Genomic DNA, 25,776 nt, shown 5'->3' with positions numbered 1-25,776 from the left:
TTTATCTCCACAAATGTGTCATTCGACAGGAAAAAGAAGCGGGTGAATCACCACCCACTTTTAAAAGCTTAGCTCAATACCATTGGACCTAGAGGGCGGCCGCCTAGTAGGTGCATGTGAATATGGTAAACCTCTTGGCCACCATGTGGATTACAATTAACGATCAGGCGATAGCCGTCTTCAGCAATACCTTCTTCTTTCGCTAACTTTCTAGCAACAGTGAACAAACGCCCCATCATTGCTTCATCTTCAGCTTCTACATCATTCGTTGTTGGGATCAGTTTATTCGGAATAATGAGAATATGGCTTGGTGTGCGAGGGTTAATGTCGCGAAACGCAGTCACCAAATCATCTTGATAAAGGATATCGGCAGGGATTTCCTTGCGAATAATTTTACTAAAGATCGTTTCTTCCGCCATGAGGACTCCATTTTATAAACGTAATTAGACCCCAATTAGTATGCGCCAACCAAAAGCGGAGCTCAATAAAAACAGTGTTCACTTAACATTATTAATCAAATGCTAATTAACGAGGCTTTTTTTGTCGTGTGCGTCATAAAATGCGCGTCACAAACTGAATACAATCCAATGAATTTTGTTACTTTTTTAAGACAATTATTATTTTTATACCCAAGTAAACTCAAAAATGCTTGGGTAGCTTGTCTATTTTTGGGAGAGGAAGCTCACTTATGCGAGGTTCAGTTATTAAAAGGATGTATGCCGGCTTTGCACTGATCATCATCCTATTTGCCGTCACAATTGCCATTATGATGGGAGGAATGAGTGATATTCACGGAAAATTTGGCACGGTTTCTAAATCATCCCTACCGTTGGTATCGTTATCTAATCAAACCAGTGTTGAGCTGCTTTCTGCCGACAAATCATTTAAAGACTTCCTGACGACAGAGAATAAACAACGCATGGATGAAATGCGTCAGGAATTTGCTAGATCTCAACAGCGCTTCGAATCCACATTGGCTCAACTGAAAACCGCAAGCCAAATCTACCCTTCTCTTGCCGAACCGTTTTCACAGTTAAAAACGTTAGAGCAGAGCTATTTTACAGAAGCTCTAGAGGCCATGGACAACTACGAAGCAATGTTTGCGGCTCAAGAAGAAGTGCAAAAATCCTCACGCCGCTTCCAAAAACTGAATACCGAACTTTCGGTTGGTCTTAAAGAATATGTGGCAGATCAAACCAGCATTTCTGTCAAAGTCATGGCAAAGAGCTACTTTATCAAGTTAAAAGATGCCGAAGTAATTACCTCTGATGCCCTCGCCAGTTCCAACCCTGAGTTTGTTACGCAAGCCGTAGCTAAAAACCGCAAAGCAGTAACGCACTTGAATTACGCATTCCGCGGGTTGGTGACTCAGCTTCCTGAGCTAGAAAAAGCATTTGGCGAATCTGTAGAGCAATTTACTCGTGACGTCGGTATGCGTGGCGGTGTGCTAGACCAACATAATAATTACCTCAATGCTCGCGCCGCTTTGTATAACAATATCGCCAACCTAGCAAATAAAGTGGATTCAACCATGGCGATTCTTGAGCAATTTACGACAACCGCAACAGATAAGCTCAATGAATCATTGGCAGATGCAGGTGACATATATTCGGCCGGTGTAACGAAAGCCATCATCATTGGCGTTATTGTCGTTTTACTCGCGACAGCGATTGGCTACCACATCGCACAAAGCGTTCGCGAGCCGTTGACTCGTATTCTAAAAGTGTTAGAAGGCCTGACTGAAGGTGATATGACACAGCGTATCGATATTCGCTATAACAACGAATTCAGCCGTGTGAGTGGACACATTAACTCACTCGCCGACAACCTTCACGAGATCTTGGTGAAACTCAACGAAGCGTCAGAAAACCTATCGTCAACCGCGACAACCAACGAACGCACCTCTTCGCAAGCACAAATTAAATTGAGCTCTCAACGCGAACAAACGGCAAACGTCGCTACCGCGATGACAGAAATGTCTCATTCAGTGCAGGAAGTCGCGCAAAGTGCGCAAGGCTCGCTAGAAATGGTGCAACGCGTCGAATCTGCCTCTGAAGAAGGCAGAAATGTTATGAGCAGTAACATCTCAACCATTAATCAACTAGAAACACGTTTGAACGAATCGGTCTCCGCAGTTTCTGAGCTACAAAAGATGAGTGGTCAAATTGGGTCTATCCTTGATGTGATCCGCAACATTGCGGAGCAAACCAACCTACTGGCATTGAACGCGGCAATTGAAGCGGCTCGCGCTGGTGAACAAGGTCGCGGCTTCGCGGTAGTGGCAGATGAAGTACGAGTACTCGCATCAAGAACGACTCAATCAACCACTGAAATTGAATCCATGATCAGTAATCTGCAATCTAGCTCACAATCGGCAAACCAAGTCATACAAAGCTGTATGAGCGATATGGAGATGTCGGTTGAGCAAGCGTCAAAAGCGAACAGCTCAATGGAAGAGATCCAGGCGCTAATCATCGAAATCAGCCAAATGAGTACGCACATTTCACAAGCAGCAGCAGAGCAAAGTGAAACATCAACAGACATTGCTCGCAGCATCGAAGATATCAACAGCATCGCCGATGAAAGTTTCCAAGCCATGTCGAATATCGCACAAACCAGTGAATCACTGACCCACTTGGCTCATCAGCAAAATGAATTGGTCCACCGATTTAAGTTATAAATACTTTATAATTAAGAGCATTAATTAGTGCAATCAACTGTATAAGGGCGACTTTTTGTTAAGTCGCCCTTGTTTTTTGTCGGCCATGTCTACATATGATTAATAAGGCCAGCTCATCCCCTTGCACAACTCTTTTCGAGCGGCCTCATAAAAAGGAAAATCTATGGCTGTTCATGTTGGTATTATCGACCAAGACCCAGTGAGATTGGTCACTCCTCTATTAGATAATCGTACGCTAAGCACACATATCGTCTTCATCGGAGACAAGAGCCAGTTAGATATATTTGACCGACTGAGTGCCGTTTTAGATCAACGAGAAATTACTTCTGAATTTTTTGAAATTCCATCCGCTGTTAATACATCTCTGATCAAACAAGCAATTCAAAAACTGGCAAAAGATCTCCATGAACGCGGCGAAGATGTAAAATTGAACGCGAGCTGTGGTCTTCGTCATCGCTTGTTGTCGGTGTACGAAGTTTTCCGTACCTATCGCTGGCCAATTTTTGTGGTTGAGCCTAGTAGCGATAAGCTTTGTTGGTTATACCCTGATGGCAAAGAAGATACCCAAGTCGAAGATCACATTACGATTGCAGATTACCTCACTATCTTTGGTGCACGCGGCGAATTTCACCACGTTGATTTACCACCTCTTCTTGATAAAAAATTGTATGAACTTGGTGAACGATGGGCCTCAAATGCGCTTGAGCTTGGGCCAGGTCTAGCAACACTTAACTACCTTGCAACCACATGCCGCAAAGAACAAAAGCTTGATGTCGAGCTCTCCGAAAAACAGCAGGGCTACCGTGAGCTAAACATGTTGCTTTCAGATTTAGTAGAAGCAGAAATCGCCACCTATGAGAATGGCGTTTTAACGTTTGCAGATGAAGATGCTCGACGCTTTTCAAACGGTGAGTGGTTAGAAACTTTGGTTCACAGCACCGTGAAGCAAATCCAAGACACCATGCCGACGATCCAAGATCGATCGTTAAATGTTCAGGTTTATCGCAAACTTGGTGAAAGTGAAGTACGCAATGAGTTAGATGTCGCAACAGTTGTAAACAACAAGCTGCACATCATCGAGTGCAAAACCAAAGGCATGAGAGATGACGGCGACGATACTTTATATAAGTTAGAATCGCTTCGCGATCTATTAGGTGGCTTACAAGCGCGCGCAATGTTGGTGAGCTTCCGTCCTCTTCGTCACAATGACATTACTCGTGCTGAAGACTTAGGACTAGCCCTGATTGGCCCTGATGAGCTTAAAGATTTAAGAACGCACTTAACTGCTTGGTTTAAAGACGCGGGCGGTTCAGACGAGATATAGTGCCATTAAGAAAAGCTAAAATTCACAACGATAAAAAGCAGCATTAATGCTGCTTTTTTTATACCTAAATTTTAGCTGTACGCATTTCTATAACTAGAAAAAAACCAGAGGTTAGCCTCTGGTTTTTTCTGTTTGTTTAAATGCCAACTATAGGGGCTTAAAGCATTTTACGCGCTGCTTCTACAACCACTTTAATTGAACGCGCTTCCGTTTCTTTCAGAGTTGAATGATCTGGAATCTCTTTTTGTGTACGGTTGATGATAACACCTGCCACACAACCCGCTTTTAAACCAGAGCTCGCACACATTGTTAGCAGTGTTGCCGACTCCATCTCGAAGTTAAGTACGCCCATGTCTTGCCATTCTTGCATAGAGCCTTGGAAACGCTTAACAACACGACCAGAGAACGTATCGTAACGTTCTTGACCAGGGTAGAACGTGTCGCTTGATGCAGTCACACCCATGTGAACTGTAGCGCCAGACTCTTCTACCGCTGCTTTCATTGCGGTTGCTACTTCAAAGTCAGCAACTGCTGGGAATTCCATAGGAGCAAAGTGTAGGCTCGCACCGTCAAGACGAACTGACCCCGTCGTTACGATCATGTCACCCACGTTTACATGTGGTTGAATTGCACCCGTTGTACCAACACGTAGGAAAGTACGAACACCAAGCTGTGCCAATTCCTCAACTGCGATAGAGGTAGAAGGACCACCAATACCTGTAGAACAAACCACAACAGGTTTACCGTCTAACTCTGCACGGTATAGCGTGTATTCACGATGGCTTGCTAGAAATACTGGATTTTCCATTTGTTCTGCGATTTTTTGAACACGCGCTGGGTCACCAGGAATGATCGCTAGAGTCGCACCATTAAGATCAGCTTCAGTAACACCTAAATGGAATACAGCTTGAGACATAAGTCGCTCCTTATTGTGGCTTATTTTATGAACAATAAGCTCATTAATCAGTTATTGGGTACAGATGCACTGTAGCGAACCTTTCACCAACATAGAGTGATCACAATCACAATGACAAAATGTAATGAAAATGAAATTTCAAACAAAACTGGTATTGATCACACTTCAAGGGGCATTAGATCATTTTGTTGCATAGCAATGCGTGATTTCAAGGACGAGAAAAACGTCTGATCGCATCAGGTGAATACGGTTAAAAAAAGCCCGATACACGAATGCCTCGGGCTATTAATGAGTGGGATCAATGGTTAGGTCAGTTATTTGATCTGCTTGGACTCAAAACGAAGTAATCTCAACGCATTCAATGTCACCAGTGCTGTTGCACCACTGTCGGCTAATACAGCAACCCACAACCCAGTAACACCAAGTAAACTTGTCACTAAGAATACACCTTTCAAACCTAGCGCTAACGCGACATTCTGACGAATGTTACTTAGCGTCGCACGCGACAGTTCTATCATGGCAGGTAGCTCAATCAAACGGTTGTGTGTTAACGCCGCATCAGCAGTCTCGAGTGCAACATCCGTACCGCCTCCCATCGCAATGCCGATACTCGAAGCTTTCATGGCTGGAGCATCATTGATACCGTCTCCCACCATCGCAACGGTATGTTGTTGTGATAGCTTCTCGACGTAATGCACCTTGTCTGCAGGTAACAAACTCGCTTTATAATCCAAGCCTATTCTATTTGCCATTGCTTCTGCACTTCTCGGGTTGTCACCCGTTAGCATCACCGACGTGACCCCAAGTTCCTTCAACATTGCGATGGCTTGCTGGGCATCTGAGCGCAATGTATCTTGCCATGCGATCACGCCAATGACCTCGTCATCGAAACGCACAATGACAACCGTTTTACCTTGTTGTTCCAACGTAACCACTTGCTCTTTGGCTTGTTGAGAAAGTGGAAAGTCTGCCTTTGAAGGCGTGACCACTTGGACCATTTTTCCATCGACGTAACCTGTGACACCAGAGCCTACTTGCGCGGTTTTATCCAACGCTTCAGGAATAGTAAGCCCCTGCTCTTGCACTTTGGTAACTAAAGAAACCGCTAGAGGATGACTTGAACCAACCTCGATTGACGCAGTTAGGCTAAGTAACTTGTCTTCATCCATATCAAAAGCAAAGACGTCGGTCACTTCTGGTTTACCTTGCGTCAGTGTCCCAGTTTTATCAAATGCGACAGACTCAACCTTGCCAAGCAACTCAAGCGCCGCACCACCTTTGATCAATGCGCCCCGCTTAGCAGCTGCCGCCAAGCCAGAAGTGATCGCCGCAGGCGTTGAAATTACTAATGCACATGGACAAGCAATCAACAGCAGGGCGAGTCCTCGATAGATCCACGTTTCCCACGGTTGGGCAAATAGTAATGGCGGCGTAACGATAACCATCAGAGACACCAACATCATTAGTGGCGTATACCAACGGCTAAATTTATCAAGAAAGCGTTCTAATGGTGCCTTACGGGATTCTGCTTCTTCAATCAAATGAAGAATTCGATCTATCGCATTCTCGCCCTGACGGGAAGTCACCTGTAAACGAACCACTTTATCGACAACCACAGCCCCGGCCATCACTTTGCCACCGGTTTGATGCTCAACGGGAACAGATTCTCCCGTTAACGCACTTTCGTCAAAACTCGCAAGCGCATCTTGCAAAACACCGTCGGCAGGCAAACGACCTCCGGGTGCGACTTCTATGATATCCCCTGGTTTAAGCTGAGCAGCTGGTACTTCTTTACGTTCACCATCAATTATTAAAATTGAATTTTCTGGGACTAAGTCCATTAACGCCTGGACACCGCTTCGCGCGCGAGATGATGCATATGCTTCTAACTTTTCACCAATAAGGAAAAGCAATAACACCATTGCGGCTTCGGCGGTTTCACCTAAATATAAAGCGCCGAGCGCCGCTACACTCATTAACGTTTCAATCGCAAAAGGCGTACCGCTACGCGCCAACTTAAATGCTTTGAGCGCGATTGGGTATAAACCAAGTAAACACGTCAAAGTGAATAACCAAGCGCTTATTTGAGGGTCGATCTTAGAAATTACTGCCGCAGTAGCCATTGCACCAGCAATCGAGAGAATTTGGATGTTGTCTCTTATGACGCCAAGCCAGCCTTTCTTTGTAGTGCTTGGTTTTGGAGCATCCAGTGAAGAGAGCGGGAAACCCGTTTTTTGGGCTGTCTGCTCTATCGTAGCTATCAGCTCTAGACCATCAAAATCGACGACCAGTTTTTCTGTTGCAAACAAAACCTTGGCTTGGCTGACGCCTTGTAAAGACGTAATGGCTTTCTCAAGCTTTTGCGCACAAGATGGGCAATCCATACCTGACACAAGCCAAGCGTTCCGAACGGAGGAATTACTCTCCCTTGTGGGATCGTCTTCCTCGCCTGTATCTACGCTGCAGCCTCCTCCACTACAGCAAGAGCTTTCAGAAACATCAACACTGGCCTGAGAGATATTGAGCGAAGATTTTACTGGCGCACAGCATGACTCGCTTGCACCAAGCGGCACCGCAGTTTTGATTTTGCTAGATTGGCAACCTTGATGTTTTGTACACATAATTTTTTCCTTATTGGTATCGGTGATTTACCTATTGCTAAGGATAAACCTTAGAGTAAGCTCCAAGGTCAAGATAAATTTGTACAGTTCGGCGATAGAAAATAAAAAAGACGCCGAAGCGTCTTTCCAAACCAGTTTAAAAGCAATATTCCGTAAAGTTTAAACAGAGAGGTTAAACGGGATGCTTAAAACACTCATTTAATGTCATTCCTATGGCACGCAGCACGTCTCTTCTTGTGATAACACCAACCAACTTACCTTTGCCATCCACCACTGGATACATTTTCGGCTTTCCAACTTTCATCATGTCAGCCAGTTCAATTACTGACATTTCTGGAGAAACAGATAAGACATCATCATGCATACACTCTTGTACCGTATGTGTATCTTGGCAGTGATAACTTGCTTTCACCAACTTATCTAATAAGTCTTGCTCCGATAAAAACCCAACCACTTTTTCATTTTCATCAATGACAGGGCCACCTAGTGTGACACTTTGCATTACTTTGTTTAAAGCTGCCGAAAGTGACATATCTTTCGTGAAAGTCACCGCTTGCAACGTCATGTAATCTTTTACTTTTAATGAATGCATTCTTATCTCCTTAAGGGCATTTTATTGCGGCCTTTAGATAAGTGTCGCCTAATTTCCTGATTTTACTAAATGGAAAGGAGTAATTTTATTTATAGGCACAGCCTATTGAACTAAAACAAAATTAACTCACCGAACAACATTCACTGTATTTCGTTAAACGCAAGATTCAGCCAGGCTGATTTTTCTAGGCAATAAATACAACAAAGCCAGTCAAATTGACTGGCTTTGTTATTAAGTAATTGTTGCGTTAGCTATGTTGGCGGCGCATGTTGTCTAAAATAATGCCAGTCGCCATCGCGACATTCAGTGATTCGGCACCGCCAAACGCCGGAATCGTGATCTTATCTGTCACGAATTTTGCTGCGGCTTCGCCCACACCATGAGATTCGCTGCCCATCAACAAAATACCTTCAGCAGCGAAATCCGTTTTATGAACGCTCTCTCCCTCCAAAAACGCGCCATATACTGGCAATTTGGCGTGTTCCAAATAACTTGGCAAATCCACCAAACTCACTTGTACGCGGCCAAAGCTGCCCATGGTCGCACTGATCGTTTTAGGATTATAAGGATCAGCACAATCTGTACTCGCAATAATGTGCTTGATGCCATACCAGTCTGCAACACGAATAATCGTACCTAGATTACCAGGGTCGGATACACCATCTAGCGCAATCATCAAGCCTTTCGCTTGAGGCTCTTTTACACTCGGAATTTCAACCACAGCAATGGCCGCATTATTGCTCACAAGCGTGCTCGCTTTGGTCAATTCATCAAGCGATGCTTCAACACAATCAAAACGATTTAGCGTACCAGCATTTTGTTCGAGAAATGCCGCTGTTGCAAAAACCTGCTTCACCTTCAATGAACTACTTGCTAGCTCTAGTACGTTCTTTTCACCCTGAACTAGGAATAAGCCATGCGCTTTACGCTGTTTCTTTTGACCTAAAGCACGAAGCAGTTTTAATTGGTTTTTTGAAATCATTAAAGTATCCCAGGTGAAAATGGTTATTCGACGAGCGTACCCTAAACAATCTTCACGAAAGTTCGGTATCGAGCGGATGAGATTATAAATTATACCTAAATAACCTCAAGAAGCTTGATCATCAGAAGACGTTGAACACCAAGCGTAGCCAAAATAAAAGAAGGCTCAAAAACGAAAAAAGCCCTGCGATAACGCAGGGCTTTCAAAGGGTGGGACCCCAGCCACATCCCGGCACACAAGTCACACGCTGCGGCTGCTTCCTTCCGGACCTGACCGAGTTCACGAGCTATTGTTGCGAGAGGACCAGAGCCCCATAATTCTTTTCGAGAGGTCTTGCCTCAATCGATGGGGCGATTATTCAGTATCAGCTCTCATAATGCAAGAGCAAAAACCTTGAATTTCATCATTTCATTACCGTTTGGACAAAACTCGATCAATTCATTCCTTTATGATGAAACCGTACAGTCACGATAAGAGGAGTCGTGCCGTGAGGACTGCTTACTCATGTACATGTCTTCATCAGCCAAATGCATCGCTTGCTCTAAGCTCATGTGCCGTTCCCTTTTTGCAGAGAAACCAATAGAGATACTTATAGACTCCAAATCACTACATAATTTGCCTTTCACATCGATTCTACTGAGCTCTCTCATTGCTCTAGTTAACTCAGCTTGCGTAGGATAACCCAGTAATATGAACTCATCCCCTCCAATTCGATAACATCTTCCCGACCAGACATAATGAATTTTTAGTGCCAGTAGTTGTAAAACTTCGTCCCCAGCGCGATGCCCATAAGTGTCATTGATTCGTTTGAAATGATTAATGTCTAAGTAAAGTATGGATAGATCTTTGTTTACTCCTTTTCGATACTTTACTTGCAACGCACGACGATTCCTTAACCCTGTTAAGTTGTCAGTGTTAGATTGACGGTAAAGATAAAGCGAAACACAAATAGCAAACAATAACACAAAGATAAACACAGCTTGTGTTTGCGTCGCTAATCGAATATCATATTCAAGTGCGGTACGCCAATCTGGGCGTACATCGTACTGAGCAATGATCTTATCAACTTCTAACATCGCTATCGCTCGACTGAAGAAAGGCGCAAGCATGGCTCCTTTTTCATTCGCGACCAATCCAACAGAGAGTTGTGACTCATAAAACTCACCAATAGCGGTATCCTGCTCTATCGGAACCAATTCACTGAGACGTAAAAAATGATTGAGCATCGCCGTATCCATCGGAATGTAATCGACTTCTTCATTTAATAGCCCCTGAATGAGCTCTTGTTGAGTACGATAACGTTTGAGTTCTTTTAGCGGTAACAGTTGCGTCATCATTTGATCGAAAAAGTCATCCTTAACTACGCCAATCTGCTCAGATATCAACTGTGAAACATGAGAGTATGTGCTCGGTTTGTAACCTAAACGCTTGACCATCACCGATGCTGGCGCGTAATGGGACTTTGGAAAGTAGCTAAATGCGCGCCGCTCACGGCTGACCGTTAACGGCGCCAAAATTTCGAAATTACCTTGGATAAACTCATGGTACATAGAACCCCAGCTTTCACCAGGCTCACTAATGATCAAGCAGTTTAAAGCCAAGATCTCACAACTTCTCAGGACTACATCAGCCGTCATCCCTTCGACACTACCATCTGCGTTGTATACAACATATGGAAAGATAGATTCGAGCTTAATCCGTATTGGTTCATTAAAATCAAGGGGTAATAAACGAATAGAATCACGCAACGCTGCTCGCCTTAATTCAAATTGATACTGGGAAATTTCTTCGCGAAGCTGCTTTTGCACCGCTTCCCCGTGAATAAACGTAGCGAACGTGTCCAACTCCTCAAGATGATGATCTTTTTTACTGATGATGGATACGGGCTTTATCGAAATCTGATCATTGAGCATCTTGGCGTCAAACCCCTCCATCAGCATCGGCTTGAGCTGGTTAATGGCATCGACAACGCCGTCCACAGCACCTGAACGTAGCAGTGTTACTGCTTGTTCGTGACCTTGATAAGAGATCTGTTCTAGACCAGGGTAGTGTTGTTTAAGTAATTGGGCATAAACTGTATCTTTGGGGACGCCAACACGCGAAATATCACTCAACGTCGAATCTTTTAAGCCAAAGAGGTAGGTATATTCGATATTTGTTGGGCGGGAATAACTAAAACGTTGAGCACGTTCTTGTGTGTAAGTGATATTCGCAGCAAAGTCCGCTTCCCCATTCGCTACTGAATTTAGAATGGCATCAAAGCTGGAGTAGTTTACGTATTGAACGGTAAAGCCAAACTCCTTTGAAGCAGCATTGAAAAGAACACGAGTGACGACATCATCCGCTTCAGTCGCGACTTTATAATGAGCAATTAAAGGGGCTTCGGCTTTTACATTCAAACTCAAGAGGCAACATGCAAAAAGCAACAGTGTTCGAGCAAAAGTTGTCATGACAAACTTATCTTAAATCAACCACTTATATTGTGGTTATTATTATTGGAAGTGTAGTAAATATGAAATGAAGAACATATACTAATCTCCATTTTGTTCCACAACCAATTCGATACTCTGCCGCACATGTCACTTTTTACCTGACTAAAAACTCATAATTCAGCCTGTTCATCGCTACTACGTAAAATATAGTCAGTCATCCAAGCCGTCCCTAACAAACAGATCCAAACCACGAAAACAGGGTTTGGCACATCCGTGGTCGGGCTGACGACTAAAGCGGCAAAACCCACAGTCGGCAATGTCCAACATAATAATTTGCTCCAACGAATGGTATGTTGAAGCTTCGCAAGTGCTTCCATTGACGCTAACATTCCCGTCAAACTTAACGCCATAAGAACGGCGTACGGTAGGCCTGCAATCCACAAAGGGAGCAACAAAAACAACGGCCACCAGCTGTGTTTATTGGATGGCGTCCAATGCGCAGCCGACCACCACATCGCCATAACCGCAATGGTTTGAACCACTGTAACCCAAGCAGACCCATCCAGCTTACCGCCTTGCTGTGTGACCATAAGACCAACTTGCAGTGTAAGTACAATAAGACCAGCGGTGAGCAACACGCCTAAAGAGCTTCTACGAGAAAACACCACCATTAAAAGTGGGAAAAGGATCAAAACACCAACCGACAAAGCAATTGGCTGCATTGAGAGTGTCGCACCAAAAGCCATCATCGCGCCCAGCAATACTAAGCCAGCGAACCCACCTTGTGGCAGAACCCACAGCGCGGGGATCATAAGTGCAAGAACGGGAATGTCACCCTCGCTCAAACTCATCGCCCGAACGCAGACAACAGCGAGTAAGGTCGTAACGAAAAATTGAAGTGTCGATAAAATCATAGCGCCTCCTGGCTTCCCCACCTACTTGGTAACTCAACGGCAAAAACTGGGATTGAAAGTCGTTGAGAGGGTCTAGATTCAAGCTTAGCTTGCGTTTGCTTCATGCTGTTTAAGGCTCATCAACCAACGACACTAAAGAACAGAAAATGTAATTCTTCAAAGTGAGTCGCTGACAACACAAGGGTTAAGAACCGTTAGCAATATACAAGTCCAATGGTTTACCATTCCTTAGTAATCCAAAATAGACACTTTTGAGTATGGACCAATTTTTAGCGCAAATCTTTGCTGTAATTCACCAAATTCCAAAAGGAAAAGTCTCCACCTATGGGGAAATTGCAAAAATGGCCGGTTATCCGGGCTATGCGAGACATGTTGGTAAAGCACTGGGTAACCTACCAGAAGACAGCAAACTCCCCTGGTTTAGAGTGGTAAATAGCCAAGGAAAAATATCTTTAAAAGGCAGAGACTTAGAGCGACAAAAAAAGAAATTAGAAGCAGAAGGGATTGAAGTCTCGGAAGTTGGCAAAACTTCACTTAAAAAATACAAATGGCAGCCTTAAGCTGCCATTTTTTGTTCTCAGTACGTCGTATTAACGTGTTCCAACTAGACGAATATCTAATTGGTGAGTTTGTGCTTCATCTGTAATAACACCGTTATGTGTGTCGCTGATAAAACGCAGCTTTCCATCTACCTCAATGCGAGCACGAACGCTGTAACGATGGTTTGGTTTGATTTCATTGCTGTCGTAACTCAACTCAAAAGAAAGAGGAACTTGCTTACCTTCTGTTTCGAATGTCTGTTTCGCCAACACTTTTGCTGGCGCATCCGCCAAGGACACATCTTCTAACGCAATAGTAACCACTGCGTTTGGTGGCAAGGCAATCCGCTCGCGATAAGCCACTGTACCTGTAATCGTCTTCATTGACGCCTCTGTAGATTCCATTTCTGTATTTTGAGAAGTTTGGCAACCCACTAACGCAGCCCCAAAGAGTAGAGAAGTAACAAGTAGTAGTGTTTTTTTCATATATTCCTCGAAAAGAGCATTAAACCGAAGCAATTATAGGTGTGGAATATAAAACTGTCTGCTTCCTGTCATTTTATTTGACAATAGTTTGACTGAGTTAGAATTTATCAAACAATTGATTTTGTTTCATAATTGGAACAATACTATTTCTAAGTTACTCAATAGTTCTTAACTATGCCACTTCACAAGAGTGAGGCTGTTGAGGTAACTTGGAATGAAAGACAACGGTGAGGAGACACAATGAGTAAACCACTACGAGAATTGCTCAGCCTACTACAACTCGAAAAATTAGAAGAAGGCTTGTTTCGTGGCCAAAGTGAAAACCTAGGTTTGCCTCAAGTTTATGGCGGTCAAGTAATTGGGCAAGCACTTTCTGCTGCGCGCTACACCGTTGAAGAAACACGCACGGTACACTCCTTCCATAGCTATTTTTTGTACCCTGGCGATCCAGAAAAACCTATTATTTATGACGTAGAAAATCTGAGAGATGGCCGTAGCTTTAGCACTAGACGCGTAAAAGCAATTCAAAATGGACGCCCTATTTTTTACCTAACCGCATCCTACCATGGCGATCAACCTGGGTTTGATCATCAAAAAGAAATGCCAGATATCCCTGGTCCAGAAAACTTTGCCTCAGAGAGTGAGCTCGCAAGCCATATTGCAGAATTTCTACCCAAACGCTTACGCAAAACATTTTGCGGGGAAAAGCCAATCGAAACTCGCCCCGTTACGGTTATCAACCCTTTGAAGCCCAAAAAAGCAGAACCCAAACAGTACCTTTGGATTCGTGCTAATGGTGAAATGCCAGAGAATCAGCTAATTCACCAGTACCTTCTGGCCTACGCATCCGATTGGGGATTCCTTGTGACAGCAATGCATCCACATGAAGTCTCATTAATGACGCCTAACTTTCAAGTGGCCACCATTGACCACTCTATCTGGTTCCATCGTACGTTTAAGATGGATGAATGGCTTCTATATGCGATAGAGAGCCCAACGGCGAGCAATACTCGTGGGTTGGTCCGAGGCGAAATATACAACCAGCAAGGTCACTTAGTGGCGACCGCCGTGCAAGAAGGGGTGATGCGCTACACGAAATAGCTCGTGTTCGTTACACGAAAAAAGGAGTGCTGTTCCGCACTCCTTTTTTAATGGGTATCAAACGATGATTAATTTGGTTGATACTTCATGTTAACAACCGACCATTCGTAAAGTGATTTCGGGTAACCATATTCGCCTTTCCCGTAAATGACATTTGGGTCGGCATAGAATCCACCTTTATTCGTTGCTAAAAATTCACGAACCCCACGACGGTAAGTAATCACAGGTGCTACTAACTCATACTCTACCTTTTCCATCTTCGAGTCATCAATTACTAAGAACCGAGTCATACGAATCGTGCTGCCGTTGGTGCAGTACCCTGGGTCATCATAGTCAATTGCTTCAAAAGGCTTGAGATCATCTTCGAACAGCTCTGATGTACATCCATCAAATCGAGCTAAGTGTACCCACGCTCCTTTTATTAGAGTTTGGTCATCGTTACCCACCGGCTTGAATGCAAGTAGTGCAATCTTACCTTTGCCGTATAGTTTCAATTCTTCGTCCGTTGGCTCACGCACTGAACGAACGTTCATCAAACCAAACTCACTTTCTTCTAAGTTAGAAAACTCACGTGCATTTAGCGTGCTAAACAATACTGTTTGTTCAGTTTCAAGCAATGTATATTGATCCGCAACACCTTCATCTGCAAAGCTTAGATACAGCTGGACTTTCTTACTTTCCAACGCTTTGTAATCTCGAGATTCTCCTTCAGAAACGTCGAGAGAAATCCAACGTCTTTTTACTGGCGGGAGGTCAAGTAACGTCAGCTCTTCCTTATCAACATCTAATGAAGCGACTCCTTTAATTGTTGAGCTGGATATTTGATAGCTGCGGTTTCCTATTGGTGTACCAAAGTCTAGCTTAACCTTTTTAAATGGTTCAAATTCCACCTTCATTGTAGAAGCACTTAAACCAGGGTGATTCGCTTTGTTAATAGTGCCATTTACGACGATTGTTTTAGCTTTGTAGTTGCGTCCAGTAAGAGTAACCTCTACTTGGTACTCGCCTGCGTGCAAAATCTTCAAACGCCCCGTATCAGGGGAAACTAGCTCGACCACAGGATCTTTTTGGTTAATAAGACGGTAACTTGCCTTCGCAGTCCCACCACTCATCACTGGTGAGATAACACTACCAGCGGAGAATTCTACCGTTGGGTAAGTAACCGATACAGGGTTTGTGCCTTGTTTAATCGTGACCGAGAAACTACTTTCACCCGGATCCACTTTGTCGTCCCCCGCATCCGAAACAATAATTTTTGTGCTACCCGCGTTAAGAATTTGCATGGCACCCGTTTGGCTGTTTAAGGAAACCACATCTGTTGCAGCGTTGTCTGCAAATCGGTACGTAACTTCCCCAACCGTACCAGAGATTTTCGGCGCAACAAATGTTTGGCCAACCTTCCAAATCTCTTCCACATCGGATTGAACTTCAATTCGGCTCGGCGCACTCAAAATTGTCACGTAGACTTTTTGATCAGGACCAACAGTATAATTCGCGCTCTCTTTTCTGCGCACAGTTAGCGTCGCTTTACCCGCTTTATACACATGGAGACGTCCTTCACTAAAACCACCGACAACATCTGGTGCGGTGTTATCTACAATCTCAATTTGCTCGTCAGCACTCAAACCAAAATCACGGTGAAGATCAAAACTGTATTTGTTGCTGTATACAACGTCATAATCGTGCGTTGCCATGGGTTGGCCTTCAGCCTTTGCTACTTTAATGACGACATTAAATTGAATAGGTTGGTAGAACTCCCCACCATCGTCTTCAAACTTAAGGTCGTACTCACCCGCAGTCACTACCTCCAACTTGCCGTCAGTCATTCGTAAGCCATTAGGTAAGCTGCTAACTAGATTTACGTTACCTTTTTGCCCTTTAAACGCCAGAGGGATTGAAAGATTTGGTTGATAGGTAAGCGGCATTTCAATGTCTTTTATAACGGGATGAGGCGCGCGATTAACTTCAAGATCAAAACGAGTTTTGCTTGCAGGATAATTACGCATGTCATGCTCGTAAATTTCCACTTCAGCAGCACCAACACCTTTGATCAGTAATGCTTCACCATTTTCGGTTTTAGCAACAACGTCTTCACCACGAATGATTCTCAGCTCATAGTCACCGTAGGCGTTCGTCACCTTAGGGAAAATTCGTCCACCTTCCTCATAAGTTGTGACGATATCCGCTGCCCTGATTTCTTGACGCTTACCTTGTTTTATATCCACAAAAAATTGCGCTGTTTGCTGTTTATCTAGAAACGCGTCGCTGTAAGTTGCAGTCGCTTCAACCGTTAATTGCCCAACATTATGAACAAGAAGCAAACCCGTTTCAGGGTCTAGCAACTCGGCCACCTTGCTGTCTGGTACGCTATTTATGATTTTGTAAGAAATACGTTGCGTTTGAGCTTTATCTAGACGCACTGGTTCTAACGTCAACCCTTCTCGATACTCGTCTTCAAGCAAAGCGAACTGTAATTGCCCCGGAGCTACTGCATGCAGTTTAACCGTAGCGCGAACTTGTTTCGGCAAGTAAAAGTCGTTACCTGAATCAGTAATCAGCACCGATGCCTGACCAACTGAACCTAATGAATATACCGAACCGTTCTCATCAACACGAATCAAGTTATGACCACTTTCTACCTCATAACTCAGTTCGCCTTTTTGGCCACGGACGATCAACGCTTTTCCTTCTGACTCAATCGCATTGAAATTCAGATCACTCACTGAAAGTTCAGTATTGATGCCTCGCTCTACAGTCACAGAAAATCTTGCTTCAGAAGATTCATAAGCAGAGCTACTATCTGTAGCAAGAATAGTCGCCGTTCCTGGGCGCAGAATTTGTAGTATTCCTGAGTCATTAATTTTCACGACATTTTGCGGATTAGAATCAATGACTTGGTAAGAAACCGACCCATGTACATTGCTCAGTTTTGCTTCAGTAACCGTTCCCACTCCTTCAAACTTCAATACCGTGTCTTCCACTTTTAATTGCGGACGGTTCTGCTTTGTTATCGTAGTTGGTGTCTTCGTATTGTTCGGCTTAGAGTCTCCCCCACCGCCACAGCCAGCAAGTAAAGCTGCGAGAAAAAGCAAATAGTAATTTCTGTTCATTTTTAGTAATACTTTGTTACATACAAGATGGGGCGATAATAATACGATGTTTTATTAATCACTATCCCCATTTTTGAGTACTTTATTACTTAAGTAATTGCTACTGTATTCATCCTAAAAACAAATACTCAAAAATAGCGACCAAATTACATGAAAACACAAAAAGCAAACGTTTAAATCAAACTCTTCCATTAATTTAGTAAAAATTAATATTCAATAAAATAAAACATGAAAAAGAAAGAGAAAAAATTGCGTTATTTTTTCTTTCATTATGATGTACAGGATTAATGGACTGTAAAAACAAATGGTTAATGAAAAATAGAAGAGAGAATAAATATCGTTTATATTTATGAAAATCTGATAGGAAATAGTTTTAAAATCATAATCAAACTACCTTTTAACATTTAAAATACTAAAAGGTAGAATTAACATTAGATAGAATTCTTATAGGGCGAGTTATTTTAGGATTGGTAACTCTGTTGTGTATTTAATGGACTCCATAGCAAATGTTGAAGTCACATTAGATAGCCCTTTTACGCTATTAACTAACCGCTTATAGAATTCGTCAAAACACTTCATATCTTTGACTAGTACTTTCATCATGTAGTCATACTCGCCAGCCATACGATAAAACTCCATTACCTCAGGAAAGTCACTCACAGTTGTAACAAAATGGTGATACCAACCTTCGGAATGATCAATCGTTTTTAACTGAACAAATGCAATGAAAGATAGCTCGAGCTTTTCTGCACTTAACAACGCCACGCGTTTTTCGATGTAGCCCTCTTCTTCCAACCTTTTCAAGCGCTTCCAGCATGGTGTTGTAGTAAGATTGACTCGCTCAGCCACGTCATTTAATGACAAGGTGCTGTCGGTTTGTAGTAAAGCAAGCAGCTGCTTATCTATTCGATCTAAGCTCATTTCTATAAAACCCATAAAATGTAGAAAATTTTTCTACAGGTATCTTTATTAAGAGTAACAATAGCAAAGTTTTTCTCGGAAATTATAGATAAATTATCCCTATCTAATACTTATCTATCGATTTCCCAAGGAGAGACGCCATGTGTACTGACCACAATTGGATCAACAATGCAGTGCGTAAAATTGAAGCAGACTTCCAACGTTCTGCTGATACTCACTTATTTAAACTCGAACTACCTTCTCTTGATGGTATCGATATCTATCTAAAAGATGAGAGTACGCACCCTACAGGCTCTCTTAAGCATCGATTGGCGCGCTCATTGTTTCTTTATGCTATTTGTAATGGATGGATTGGTCCTGAAACCACTGTAATCGAGGCGTCCTCAGGCAGCACTGCCGTTTCGGAAGCGTATTTTGCGCGTTTACTTGGCTTACCGTTCATTGCTGTTATGCCGAAAACCACTGCACGTAAAAAGATCGAACAAATTGAATTTTACGGTGGTAAAGCGCACCTTGTTGAACGATCAGATCAGATTTATGACGAGTCTCGACGCTTGGCTCAAGAGCTAAATGGTCACTACATGGACCAGTTTACTTATGCTGAACGTGCTACTGACTGGCGCGGTAACAACAACATCGCGAACTCTATCTTTAGCCAAATGGAGTTAGAAGATCACCCGATTCCTAGCTGGGTAGTGATGAGTCCTGGAACAGGCGGCACATCAGCAACCATTGGCCGTTTTATTCGTTACCAAAAATACGACACTAAGCTTTGCGTGGTAGACCCTGAAAACTCAGTGTTTTACGATGCTTTCCAGTCAGGAAATCACTCATTGAAAGGCGATACTGGCAGCAAAATTGAAGGTATCGGGCGACCACGTGTCGAACCAAGTTTTATTGCTGGTGTCATTGATGAAATGCGCAAAATTCCAGACGCAGCCAGTGTGGCAACCGCCCATTGGGTATCTCAGCTGATTGGGCGTAAAGTCGGCGCATCAACAGGCACCAATCTTTACGGTGTGCTGCAATTGGCTTGTGAGATGAAACAACGCGGTGAGAAGGGTTCTATCGTGACGCTTCTATGTGATTCTGGAGAGCGTTACCTAGATACGTATTATGACTTAACATGGGTAAAAGAGAACATCGGCGATATTCAACCTTACTTAGCTCAACTCGAAGTCATTCAAGCAAAAGGTTGCGTTGAGCCAGCTTGTTGCGGCTCAACTAACGCTTAACGTGCAAACTGGACTTTAAAAAACAGCCCAACTTCATGCGGGCTGTTTTTATCGTTGGGTTTTACTTTTTCTGGCGCGCTTCAAACGCAGCCAATTGTTCTGGCGTTGCCGCTGGTTGATGATTTTGTTTCCATTCATCGTAAGTCATGCCGTAAACACGTTCGCGAGCGTCATCAATATCTAAATCCAAACCGAGATTTTCAGCCTCAGATTTATACCATTTGCTAAAGCAGTTGCGACAGAAGCCCGCAAGGATCATCAGGTCGATGTTTTGTACGTCTTTGTTGGCATCTAAATGCGCCAATAAACGGCGAAATGTCGCCGCGTCTAACTTATCTTGTTCTTCTTGAGTCAAGTTTTTGTATTTGAATTCAGCCACTTTCCTTTCCTTCTCTCTTCTTTAGCTAGCTTTCGTCACCATATCTAGTTAGTCGGTAGTCATGAGTAATAAGTATGCTTTAGCGCAACAATTCCCATTCTAAAATCACTACCTTTGATAAAAGCTGATATGATAATTACCATCCATCCTATTGATTAAATTAACATTTAAACAAATCATTACAACGGTCTTTTACCAAGGTTATCGTCTAGTTATGAAAAACGCCATTCTATTATTGTCTGCCTTGACCATTAGCGTGCCAACTTTAGCTGCTCAAGAACAAGCTCATCAATCTTATTTTTATCTGGGTACTGGTAACGTTGGTTTTGATACACCGTATTTCGGCTCGGATAGAGACAATGAGTGGTCAACACCACATATCACAGTTGGCTGGGGTTACCATGTAAACCAATACCTCGCGTTTGAAGGGGTTCTGCGCTATTCACAAAATGAACTTAAGAACGATGCTCTAAAAACTGACTTAGATCTTCACTATTACCAAGCAGGTATGTCTGCTGTTGTAACGAGTGATGACTTAGGCGATACGCCACTATCACTATTCGGTCGCGTAACAGCGCTTGGCACTCAAGCCGAAATGTACGTACCAAACGAACAAAAAGTCACAGATGATTCAGGCGCACTATTCAACATCGGTGCTGGTGTCCATTGGGATATGAGTACAGATATCTGGTTACGCGCAGAGTACATTTATAATGTCGCGGATATGGGTTTTGAAGATTTTTACGACAGCTACGAAGGTGTACAAATCAGCCTAGGGAAACGCTTCTAATCGAACGCTTCCGAGCTAACTTTAAACCGATAAAGAGAAGCCGAGGTTATTACCTCGGCTTTTATGTTTTAACGTTTGATTTAAGGGTGCGCTATACGGCCCTTCGTATCATGGCTAATTGCTTTGTTTAACTCTGCTTCTACATGACCTGGTGCTTGTGTTTTCGCCGAAATCAATCGGTACATTGCCGGGATAACAAACAAGGTCACCAATGTCGCAAACCCCATCCCGAAAAAGATAACCGTACCCACGGCAATACGGCTCTCATAACCCGCCCCTGTCGATACTATCAACGGAATTGCGCCAGCAAGTGTGGTAAACGCAGTCATCAAGATTGGACGTAGACGTCGCGCAGCTGCATCAATGATCGCTTTTTCAAACCCAACGCCACGATCACGTAGCTGATTGGCAAATTCTACGATCAAAATACCGTTTTTCGTCACCATACCAATCAACATGATCATGCCGATCTGGCTATAAATATTCATACCTTGGCCCATAATAACCAAACCAAGGAAGCCACCAAATACACCCATCGGCACCGTAAACATGACCACTAACGGGTTTACGAAGCTTTCAAACTGAGCCGCCAACACGAGATACGCCACTAGTAGTGCCAATGCAAACACAACAGCAACACTTGCTTGGTTCTCTTTAAAGTCTTTCGACTCCCCCGAATAACTCACCGAAATGTCACCCGGTAAGTTGTCGATGGCTTCCTGGTCTAGGTAATTCAGCGCGTCTCCTAATGTATAACCTTCCGACAGGTTGGCAGTAATAGTGATGGACTTCTGTTTGTTGTAGTGAGAAAGACGAATAGAGGCCGCCACTTCTTCAATTTTTGTGACCGCATCTAACGTCACTAGCTGACCGCTATTCGTGCGCAGATAAATCTGACTTAAATCTGCAGCATTATTAAAGCTATTTTCATCACCGCGAAGATACACATCGTACTCTTCGCCACGCTCAACATAAGTCGTTTCGCTTTTACCACCGAGCATGATTTCTAGGGTGTCAGAAATGTCTTTAACACTGACTCCTAGCTCTGCGGCACGCTGTCGGTCAACTGTAACCAATAACTCAGGCGTTTTTTCCGAGTAATCTATCTCTGCTCCTTCCATCATTGGTGATTCTTCTGCTTTGTTCTTTAGCATTTCAGCCCAAACAACGAGCTCATCGTAATCAGAGCCGCCTAATACGAACTGAACTGGCTCACTCGAACCACCTTGGAAACCTGGCATAAATGGGAACACTCGAACATCTGGGATACCCGCCAATTCTTTCCGTACTTTGTTAAGGGCTTGCTGAGCCGTGATATCACGTTCGTTCCAATCTTCTAGAATCATGATCACAAAGCCTGTCTGGTCTCCTGCCTGGCCACCAAACGCTGGCGTTTGGATACTGAATGACTTCAGATAACCTTGCCCTAGTAATGGCATCAATCGGTCTTCGACAATATCCATATTGGCTGACATACGATTGTACGACGTAGCATCTGCACCGCGCACAAACGCGAATATCACACCGCGATCTTCTTGTGGGGTCAGCTGGGCCGGTACCTGATTCATCAAGAAATAGCTACCGCCCAAACAAGCTAGAATCACCAGGGGAGCAGCCCAACGTACTTTTAATGCGCCTTTCAATAATGCGCGATAGCCACTCTCAAGCTTGCTAAACAAGCGATCAACTGCTTCATTGAATCGATTTGGATTTACATTCGCTTTCAAAATCTGACTACCTAATACAGGCGTCAGCGTCAGGGCAATCAAAGAGGAGAATATGACCGACATAGCCAGCAATACAGAAAACTCTGTAAATAGTAGACCTACCATGCCATCCATAAAGGAGATCGGTAAGAACACCATCACCAGCACTAATGTTGTTGCTATAACAGCAAAACCAACCTCTCTTGTGCCTTTATATGCGGCGAGTAATGGCGATTCACCGCGTTCAATATGGTGGAAGATATTCTCTACAACCACAATTGCGTCATCCACCACCAAACCAATCGATAATATCAACGCCATCAAGGTGATCAAGTTGATAGAAAACCCAAAGTAGTACGCGGCAATGAACGAAGAAATCAGAGAAACAGGAACCGTAACCGCAGGAATTAAGGTTGCACGAGCTTGGCCGATGAAAATGTACAATACCAAAATCACCAAGCCGCCCGTGATAAATAGCGTGCTGTACACCTCTTCGATTGAACGCTCGATAAACACTGTCGCGTCGTAATCTATCGCAAGACGTGTACCTTCTGGTAAGAACTTCTGGATGTTATCGACTTCAGACCTAACCAGCTTCGCAACCTCTAACGGGTTTGCGTCTGACTGCGGTACCACACCAAGACTGATGTTTACTACACCATCACTTTTGAAGGTTGAGTTTTCGTTTTCTGCACCAATGAAGACATCTGCTACATCTTTTAAATAGATAGGTGTATTGTCGCTTGCGCGTTTAATGACAAGATATTGAAAATCTTCAGGCGTGTTATAAGTACGAGCCGTACGCACGGACATTACTGTTGAGTCGTTGCGAACTTCACCACCTGGGCTTTCTAGGTTCTCACTTCGTAAAGCTGATGTAATGTCCGAAGCTGTAACTGAACGTCCAGCCATTAGTTCTGGCTTAAGCTTCACGTACATGACCTTGTACAAACCACCGGAGAGATCAATGGAGCTAACCCCAGAGATCAGGCTAAAGCGGTCCATCAATACACGTTCGGCATAATCCGTTAATTGAGTACGGTCCATCTCTGCAGAACTGAGATTGATGTAGAGCGACGCCTCTCCCGAGCCATTGTTCTTATAAACAATAGGGTCATCCGCTTCATCAGGTAGCGAGCGCTGAGCACGAGCTACGGCATCACGCACGTCGCTCACACCTGTGTTGAGATCGTAACCTAACTCAAACGTGATCGTGATACGCGACATGCTGTTACGAGTAGTGGAGCTAATTTCATCAACTCCACTGATCCCAGAAAGCTGGTCTTCCAAAACGGAGGTAATTTGGCTTTCAATAATAGTCGCCGATGCACCCTCATAACGCGTACTGATAGAAACGACTGGGCTTTCTATATCAGGCATTTCACGAACGGCTAATTTGGTGAATGACACAAAGCCAAACACACACAACAGCATGCTCAGAACCAACGCCGCGACAGGGCGTTTAACTGAAACGTCGGACAGTAACATTAGTTTTCTTCCTCATCCGATTCACTGTCATTGCGTGTCACATCCGTGGTGTTCGCTTTTAGTGGCGCGACAATTTCTTTCACTTCGACACCATCACGCATGTTAACAATGCCTTGAACCACAATCTTGTCACCAATCTCAACACCAGATTCGATCACCACCTCGTTACCAACACGAGCACCTAGCGACACTTCTTGACGAGTAGCTTTGTTGTTTTCATCAATTACATATACAAAACGTTTAGTTCCGGAGTATTCAAGCGCTTGAACAGGAATGATTGGCGCCTTAATAGCAGGAAATGCTAGTGAAGCGTTCATCAACATGCCCGGCTTCAATTGATTTTCTGGGTTATCAAACTCAATACGCACGCGAAGATTCAGTGTTTCGGCGCTGATACGCGTATCAATACCTGTGACTTGACCAGTAAAGATCTGGCTACCCCATGCACTGGTTTTAGCGATGACTTCCATACCAATAGAAAGCATCGATAAATAGCGCTCCGGTACTTGCAAATCCAGTTCCATGACGGAAAGATCATCCAACGTCAAAAGTTCAGTACCCGCACTGACCATTTTGCCGCGGCTAAAATCGATAAAACCAACAGTGCCAGAAAATGGAGCAGTAATATGGAGATCAGCTAAATTGGCTTGAGCAGCATCTAGCCTCGCTTGTGCTATTTCAACACTGGCTTTTTGTGCATCGATTTCAGTTTGAGTAATCGCATTCCGCTTAACCAAACGTTGGAACTCTTTTAACTTACGCTGTTCATCTTTTAGATACGCCTTTGCCTCAATCAAAGCGGCTTGAGCCTTATCGTCATCTAACTTAATTAATAACTGGTCTTGCTGGACATTTTGATTCGCTTTAACAGCGATTTGATTCACTTTGCCGGCGACTTCCGATGCGACAACCACAGACTCCGCTGCCTTTAATTTGCCGATAAGAGTTAAGGATTGATTGATCTCGTGCGTTTCTACTTGTTCAGTCACAACAGTAACCGCTGAGCCTCCTCGCATCGCAGCGCAAACCGATGGAGAACTCAGTAATATAGAAAGCGTTAAAACAGATAACGTGGCTTTCATGCTCATGATATTGACTTCTAAACGAATAAACTTATGTCATTAAACTGCTTACAGTTTATCAGTAGATACGGTGTTTAACGTCAAGTAGTGTAAATTCAAGTAAAAAGCGCGCTTCTCTTCTGTTCAAAGGACAAACAAAACGCTGACTTTCTACCATCTTTGCCCAAAAAGACAGCATTCAACGTAAAAACGTAAGAAAAACGCTTTACAGCCTGAGCGAGTTTGCTATGATTCGCTCCGCACTTGGGAGATGAGTTGGGAAAACATCTTACTAAGTATAAAAATCCTCTGGAGGGGTTCCCGAGTGGCCAAAGGGAGCAGACTGTAAATCTGCCGGCACTGCCTTCGATGGTTCGAATCCGTCCCCCTCCACCATATTCTTTCTTATGTTTTTCCTTTAAACGTGAGAACAACTTGAAAGCTAGGTTGGGAAACTAACTTTTAAGTATAAACACCCTGGAGGGGTTCCCGAGTGGCC

At 43.6% G+C, this 25,776-nt stretch carries 19 protein-coding genes, 1 tRNA gene and 1 other RNA gene; 7 read left to right on the top strand and 14 right to left on the bottom strand.

Annotated elements, in window-relative coordinates:
- Window positions 1–68 precede the first annotated feature (68 nt).
- Window positions 69–419, bottom strand: coding sequence for a purine nucleoside phosphoramidase (hinT, locus tag IJ23_RS00100; RefSeq protein ID WP_005378473.1), 351 nt, complete (start codon window positions 417–419; stop codon window positions 69–71).
- Window positions 420–688: 269 nt separating this feature from the next.
- On the opposite strand from hinT, the gene IJ23_RS00095 reads away from it, so the two are divergent.
- Together IJ23_RS00095 and IJ23_RS00090 are read left to right on the top strand one after the other, a co-directional pair.
- Entirely contained in the window at window positions 689–2,680 is a 1,992-nt protein-coding gene (locus IJ23_RS00095; protein WP_033905040.1) for a methyl-accepting chemotaxis protein, read from the top strand.
- Window positions 2,681–2,843: 163 nt separating this feature from the next.
- Window positions 2,844–4,004, top strand: a complete 1,161-nt coding sequence (locus tag IJ23_RS00090; protein ID WP_005378476.1) for a DUF1887 family protein — start codon at window positions 2,844–2,846, stop codon at window positions 4,002–4,004.
- A gap of 157 nt (window positions 4,005–4,161) precedes the next feature.
- On the opposite strand, the gene udp is transcribed toward IJ23_RS00090, so the two are convergent.
- The 7 genes from udp to IJ23_RS00060 all read right to left on the bottom strand — a co-directional run bounded on the left by udp (window position 4,162) and on the right by IJ23_RS00060 (window position 12,461).
- Complete coding sequence (gene udp / locus IJ23_RS00085) at window positions 4,162–4,920, bottom strand: uridine phosphorylase (protein WP_005378479.1); 759 nt, start codon at window positions 4,918–4,920, stop codon at window positions 4,162–4,164.
- A gap of 314 nt (window positions 4,921–5,234) precedes the next feature.
- Entirely contained in the window at window positions 5,235–7,541 is a 2,307-nt protein-coding gene (locus IJ23_RS00080; protein WP_033905039.1) for a zinc/cadmium/mercury/lead-transporting ATPase, read from the bottom strand.
- Between the two features lie 172 nt (window positions 7,542–7,713).
- Window positions 7,714–8,133: a CBS domain-containing protein gene (locus tag IJ23_RS00075; RefSeq protein WP_005378483.1), complete on the bottom strand. Its 420-nt coding sequence runs from the start codon at window positions 8,131–8,133 to the stop codon at window positions 7,714–7,716.
- Between the two features lie 247 nt (window positions 8,134–8,380).
- Window positions 8,381–9,115: an RNA methyltransferase gene (locus IJ23_RS00070; RefSeq protein ID WP_033905038.1), complete on the bottom strand. Its 735-nt coding sequence runs from the start codon at window positions 9,113–9,115 to the stop codon at window positions 8,381–8,383.
- Window positions 9,116–9,327: 212 nt separating this feature from the next.
- Window positions 9,328–9,424, bottom strand: an RNA gene (gene ffs, locus IJ23_RS23785) — signal recognition particle sRNA small type.
- A gap of 137 nt (window positions 9,425–9,561) precedes the next feature.
- Window positions 9,562–11,565, bottom strand: a complete 2,004-nt coding sequence (locus tag IJ23_RS00065; RefSeq protein ID WP_033905037.1) for a GGDEF domain-containing protein — start codon at window positions 11,563–11,565, stop codon at window positions 9,562–9,564.
- A gap of 152 nt (window positions 11,566–11,717) precedes the next feature.
- Window positions 11,718–12,461, bottom strand: a complete 744-nt coding sequence (locus IJ23_RS00060) for a hypothetical protein (protein WP_005389942.1) — start codon at window positions 12,459–12,461, stop codon at window positions 11,718–11,720.
- A 257-nt stretch (window positions 12,462–12,718) separates the two neighbouring features.
- Between IJ23_RS00060 and IJ23_RS00055 the strand changes: the two genes are divergently transcribed.
- Complete coding sequence (locus IJ23_RS00055) at window positions 12,719–13,021, top strand: DNA base-flipping protein (RefSeq protein ID WP_033905036.1); 303 nt, start codon at window positions 12,719–12,721, stop codon at window positions 13,019–13,021.
- A 30-nt stretch (window positions 13,022–13,051) separates the two neighbouring features.
- On the opposite strand, the gene IJ23_RS00050 is transcribed toward IJ23_RS00055, so the two are convergent.
- A complete protein-coding gene (locus tag IJ23_RS00050; RefSeq protein ID WP_005378572.1) occupies window positions 13,052–13,486 on the bottom strand; it encodes a YbaY family lipoprotein in 435 nt (144 codons plus the stop codon).
- A 240-nt stretch (window positions 13,487–13,726) separates the two neighbouring features.
- Here IJ23_RS00050 and tesB point away from each other — a divergent pair, with 240 nt between their 5' ends.
- Window positions 13,727–14,587, top strand: coding sequence for an acyl-CoA thioesterase II (gene tesB / locus IJ23_RS00045; RefSeq protein WP_033905035.1), 861 nt, complete (start codon window positions 13,727–13,729; stop codon window positions 14,585–14,587).
- Between the two features lie 68 nt (window positions 14,588–14,655).
- Here tesB and IJ23_RS00040 read toward each other — a convergent pair whose 3' ends face one another.
- Window positions 14,656–17,697, bottom strand: a complete 3,042-nt coding sequence (locus tag IJ23_RS00040; RefSeq protein ID WP_033905034.1) for a hypothetical protein — start codon at window positions 17,695–17,697, stop codon at window positions 14,656–14,658.
- 456 nt (window positions 17,698–18,153) lie between these two features.
- Entirely contained in the window at window positions 18,154–18,618 is a 465-nt protein-coding gene (locus IJ23_RS00035; protein ID WP_025998626.1) for an Lrp/AsnC family transcriptional regulator, read from the bottom strand.
- Between the two features lie 140 nt (window positions 18,619–18,758).
- Here IJ23_RS00035 and IJ23_RS00030 point away from each other — a divergent pair, with 140 nt between their 5' ends.
- Window positions 18,759–19,853 (top strand): PLP-dependent cysteine synthase family protein, encoded by a 1,095-nt coding sequence (locus IJ23_RS00030; RefSeq protein ID WP_005389952.1) that lies wholly within the window; start codon window positions 18,759–18,761, stop codon window positions 19,851–19,853.
- A 61-nt stretch (window positions 19,854–19,914) separates the two neighbouring features.
- Here IJ23_RS00030 and IJ23_RS00025 read toward each other — a convergent pair whose 3' ends face one another.
- Window positions 19,915–20,232, bottom strand: coding sequence for a DUF1244 domain-containing protein (locus IJ23_RS00025; RefSeq protein WP_005378586.1), 318 nt, complete (start codon window positions 20,230–20,232; stop codon window positions 19,915–19,917).
- A 214-nt stretch (window positions 20,233–20,446) separates the two neighbouring features.
- Between IJ23_RS00025 and IJ23_RS00020 the strand changes: the two genes are divergently transcribed.
- Window positions 20,447–21,022: a porin family protein gene (locus IJ23_RS00020; RefSeq protein WP_033905033.1), complete on the top strand. Its 576-nt coding sequence runs from the start codon at window positions 20,447–20,449 to the stop codon at window positions 21,020–21,022.
- Window positions 21,023–21,102: 80 nt separating this feature from the next.
- Here the strand turns inward: IJ23_RS00020 and vmeF are convergent, their stop codons facing one another.
- Both vmeF and IJ23_RS00010 read right to left on the bottom strand, forming a co-directional pair.
- Window positions 21,103–24,216, bottom strand: coding sequence for a multidrug efflux RND transporter permease subunit VmeF (gene vmeF / locus IJ23_RS00015; RefSeq protein WP_033905032.1), 3,114 nt, complete (start codon window positions 24,214–24,216; stop codon window positions 21,103–21,105).
- The gene (locus IJ23_RS00010) at window positions 24,216–25,304 is read right to left on the bottom strand and encodes an efflux RND transporter periplasmic adaptor subunit (RefSeq protein ID WP_033905031.1); all 1,089 of its coding nucleotides are present in this window, start codon (window positions 25,302–25,304) and stop codon (window positions 24,216–24,218) included. The genes vmeF and IJ23_RS00010 overlap by 1 nt, the downstream gene beginning before the upstream one ends.
- 284 nt (window positions 25,305–25,588) lie before the next feature.
- On the opposite strand from IJ23_RS00010, the gene IJ23_RS00005 reads away from it, so the two are divergent.
- Window positions 25,589–25,673: transfer RNA gene (locus IJ23_RS00005), tRNA-Tyr, on the top strand.
- Window positions 25,674–25,776: the final 103 nt, after the last annotated feature.

It is taken from the genome of Vibrio sp. OY15 (assembly GCF_000742455.1).
GTDB classification, from domain to species: domain Bacteria; phylum Pseudomonadota; class Gammaproteobacteria; order Enterobacterales; family Vibrionaceae; genus Vibrio; species Vibrio alginolyticus.
The sequence above is the reverse complement of the archived record's forward strand: the minus strand, read 5'-3'. Positions and strand labels throughout refer to the sequence as shown.

Excerpts from the sequence above, each read along its gene's own strand:
- IJ23_RS00055 (WP_033905036.1), top strand. The coding sequence starts at position 12,719 with ATGGACCAATTTTTAGCGCAAATCTTTGCTGTAATTCACCAAATTCCA.
- udp (WP_005378479.1), bottom strand. The coding sequence starts at position 4,920 with ATGTCTCAAGCTGTATTCCATTTAGGTGTTACTGAAGCTGATCTTAAT.
- tesB (WP_033905035.1), top strand. The coding sequence starts at position 13,727 with ATGAGTAAACCACTACGAGAATTGCTCAGCCTACTACAACTCGAAAAA.
- IJ23_RS00090 (WP_005378476.1), top strand. The coding sequence starts at position 2,844 with ATGGCTGTTCATGTTGGTATTATCGACCAAGACCCAGTGAGATTGGTC.
- IJ23_RS00030 (WP_005389952.1), top strand. The coding sequence starts at position 18,759 with ATGTGTACTGACCACAATTGGATCAACAATGCAGTGCGTAAAATTGAA.
- IJ23_RS00075 (WP_005378483.1), bottom strand. The coding sequence starts at position 8,133 with ATGCATTCATTAAAAGTAAAAGATTACATGACGTTGCAAGCGGTGACT.
- IJ23_RS00040 (WP_033905034.1), bottom strand. The coding sequence starts at position 17,697 with ATGAACAGAAATTACTATTTGCTTTTTCTCGCAGCTTTACTTGCTGGC.
- IJ23_RS00065 (WP_033905037.1), bottom strand. The coding sequence starts at position 11,565 with ATGACAACTTTTGCTCGAACACTGTTGCTTTTTGCATGTTGCCTCTTG.
- IJ23_RS00010 (WP_033905031.1), bottom strand. The coding sequence starts at position 25,304 with ATGAGCATGAAAGCCACGTTATCTGTTTTAACGCTTTCTATATTACTG.
- hinT (WP_005378473.1), bottom strand. The coding sequence starts at position 419 with ATGGCGGAAGAAACGATCTTTAGTAAAATTATTCGCAAGGAAATCCCT.
- IJ23_RS00095 (WP_033905040.1), top strand. The coding sequence starts at position 689 with ATGCGAGGTTCAGTTATTAAAAGGATGTATGCCGGCTTTGCACTGATC.
- IJ23_RS00020 (WP_033905033.1), top strand. The coding sequence starts at position 20,447 with ATGAAAAACGCCATTCTATTATTGTCTGCCTTGACCATTAGCGTGCCA.
- IJ23_RS00080 (WP_033905039.1), bottom strand. The coding sequence starts at position 7,541 with ATGTGTACAAAACATCAAGGTTGCCAATCTAGCAAAATCAAAACTGCG.
- IJ23_RS00035 (WP_025998626.1), bottom strand. The coding sequence starts at position 18,618 with ATGAGCTTAGATCGAATAGATAAGCAGCTGCTTGCTTTACTACAAACC.
- vmeF (WP_033905032.1), bottom strand. The coding sequence starts at position 24,216 with ATGTTACTGTCCGACGTTTCAGTTAAACGCCCTGTCGCGGCGTTGGTT.
- IJ23_RS00070 (WP_033905038.1), bottom strand. The coding sequence starts at position 9,115 with ATGATTTCAAAAAACCAATTAAAACTGCTTCGTGCTTTAGGTCAAAAG.
- IJ23_RS00050 (WP_005378572.1), bottom strand. The coding sequence starts at position 13,486 with ATGAAAAAAACACTACTACTTGTTACTTCTCTACTCTTTGGGGCTGCG.
- IJ23_RS00060 (WP_005389942.1), bottom strand. The coding sequence starts at position 12,461 with ATGATTTTATCGACACTTCAATTTTTCGTTACGACCTTACTCGCTGTT.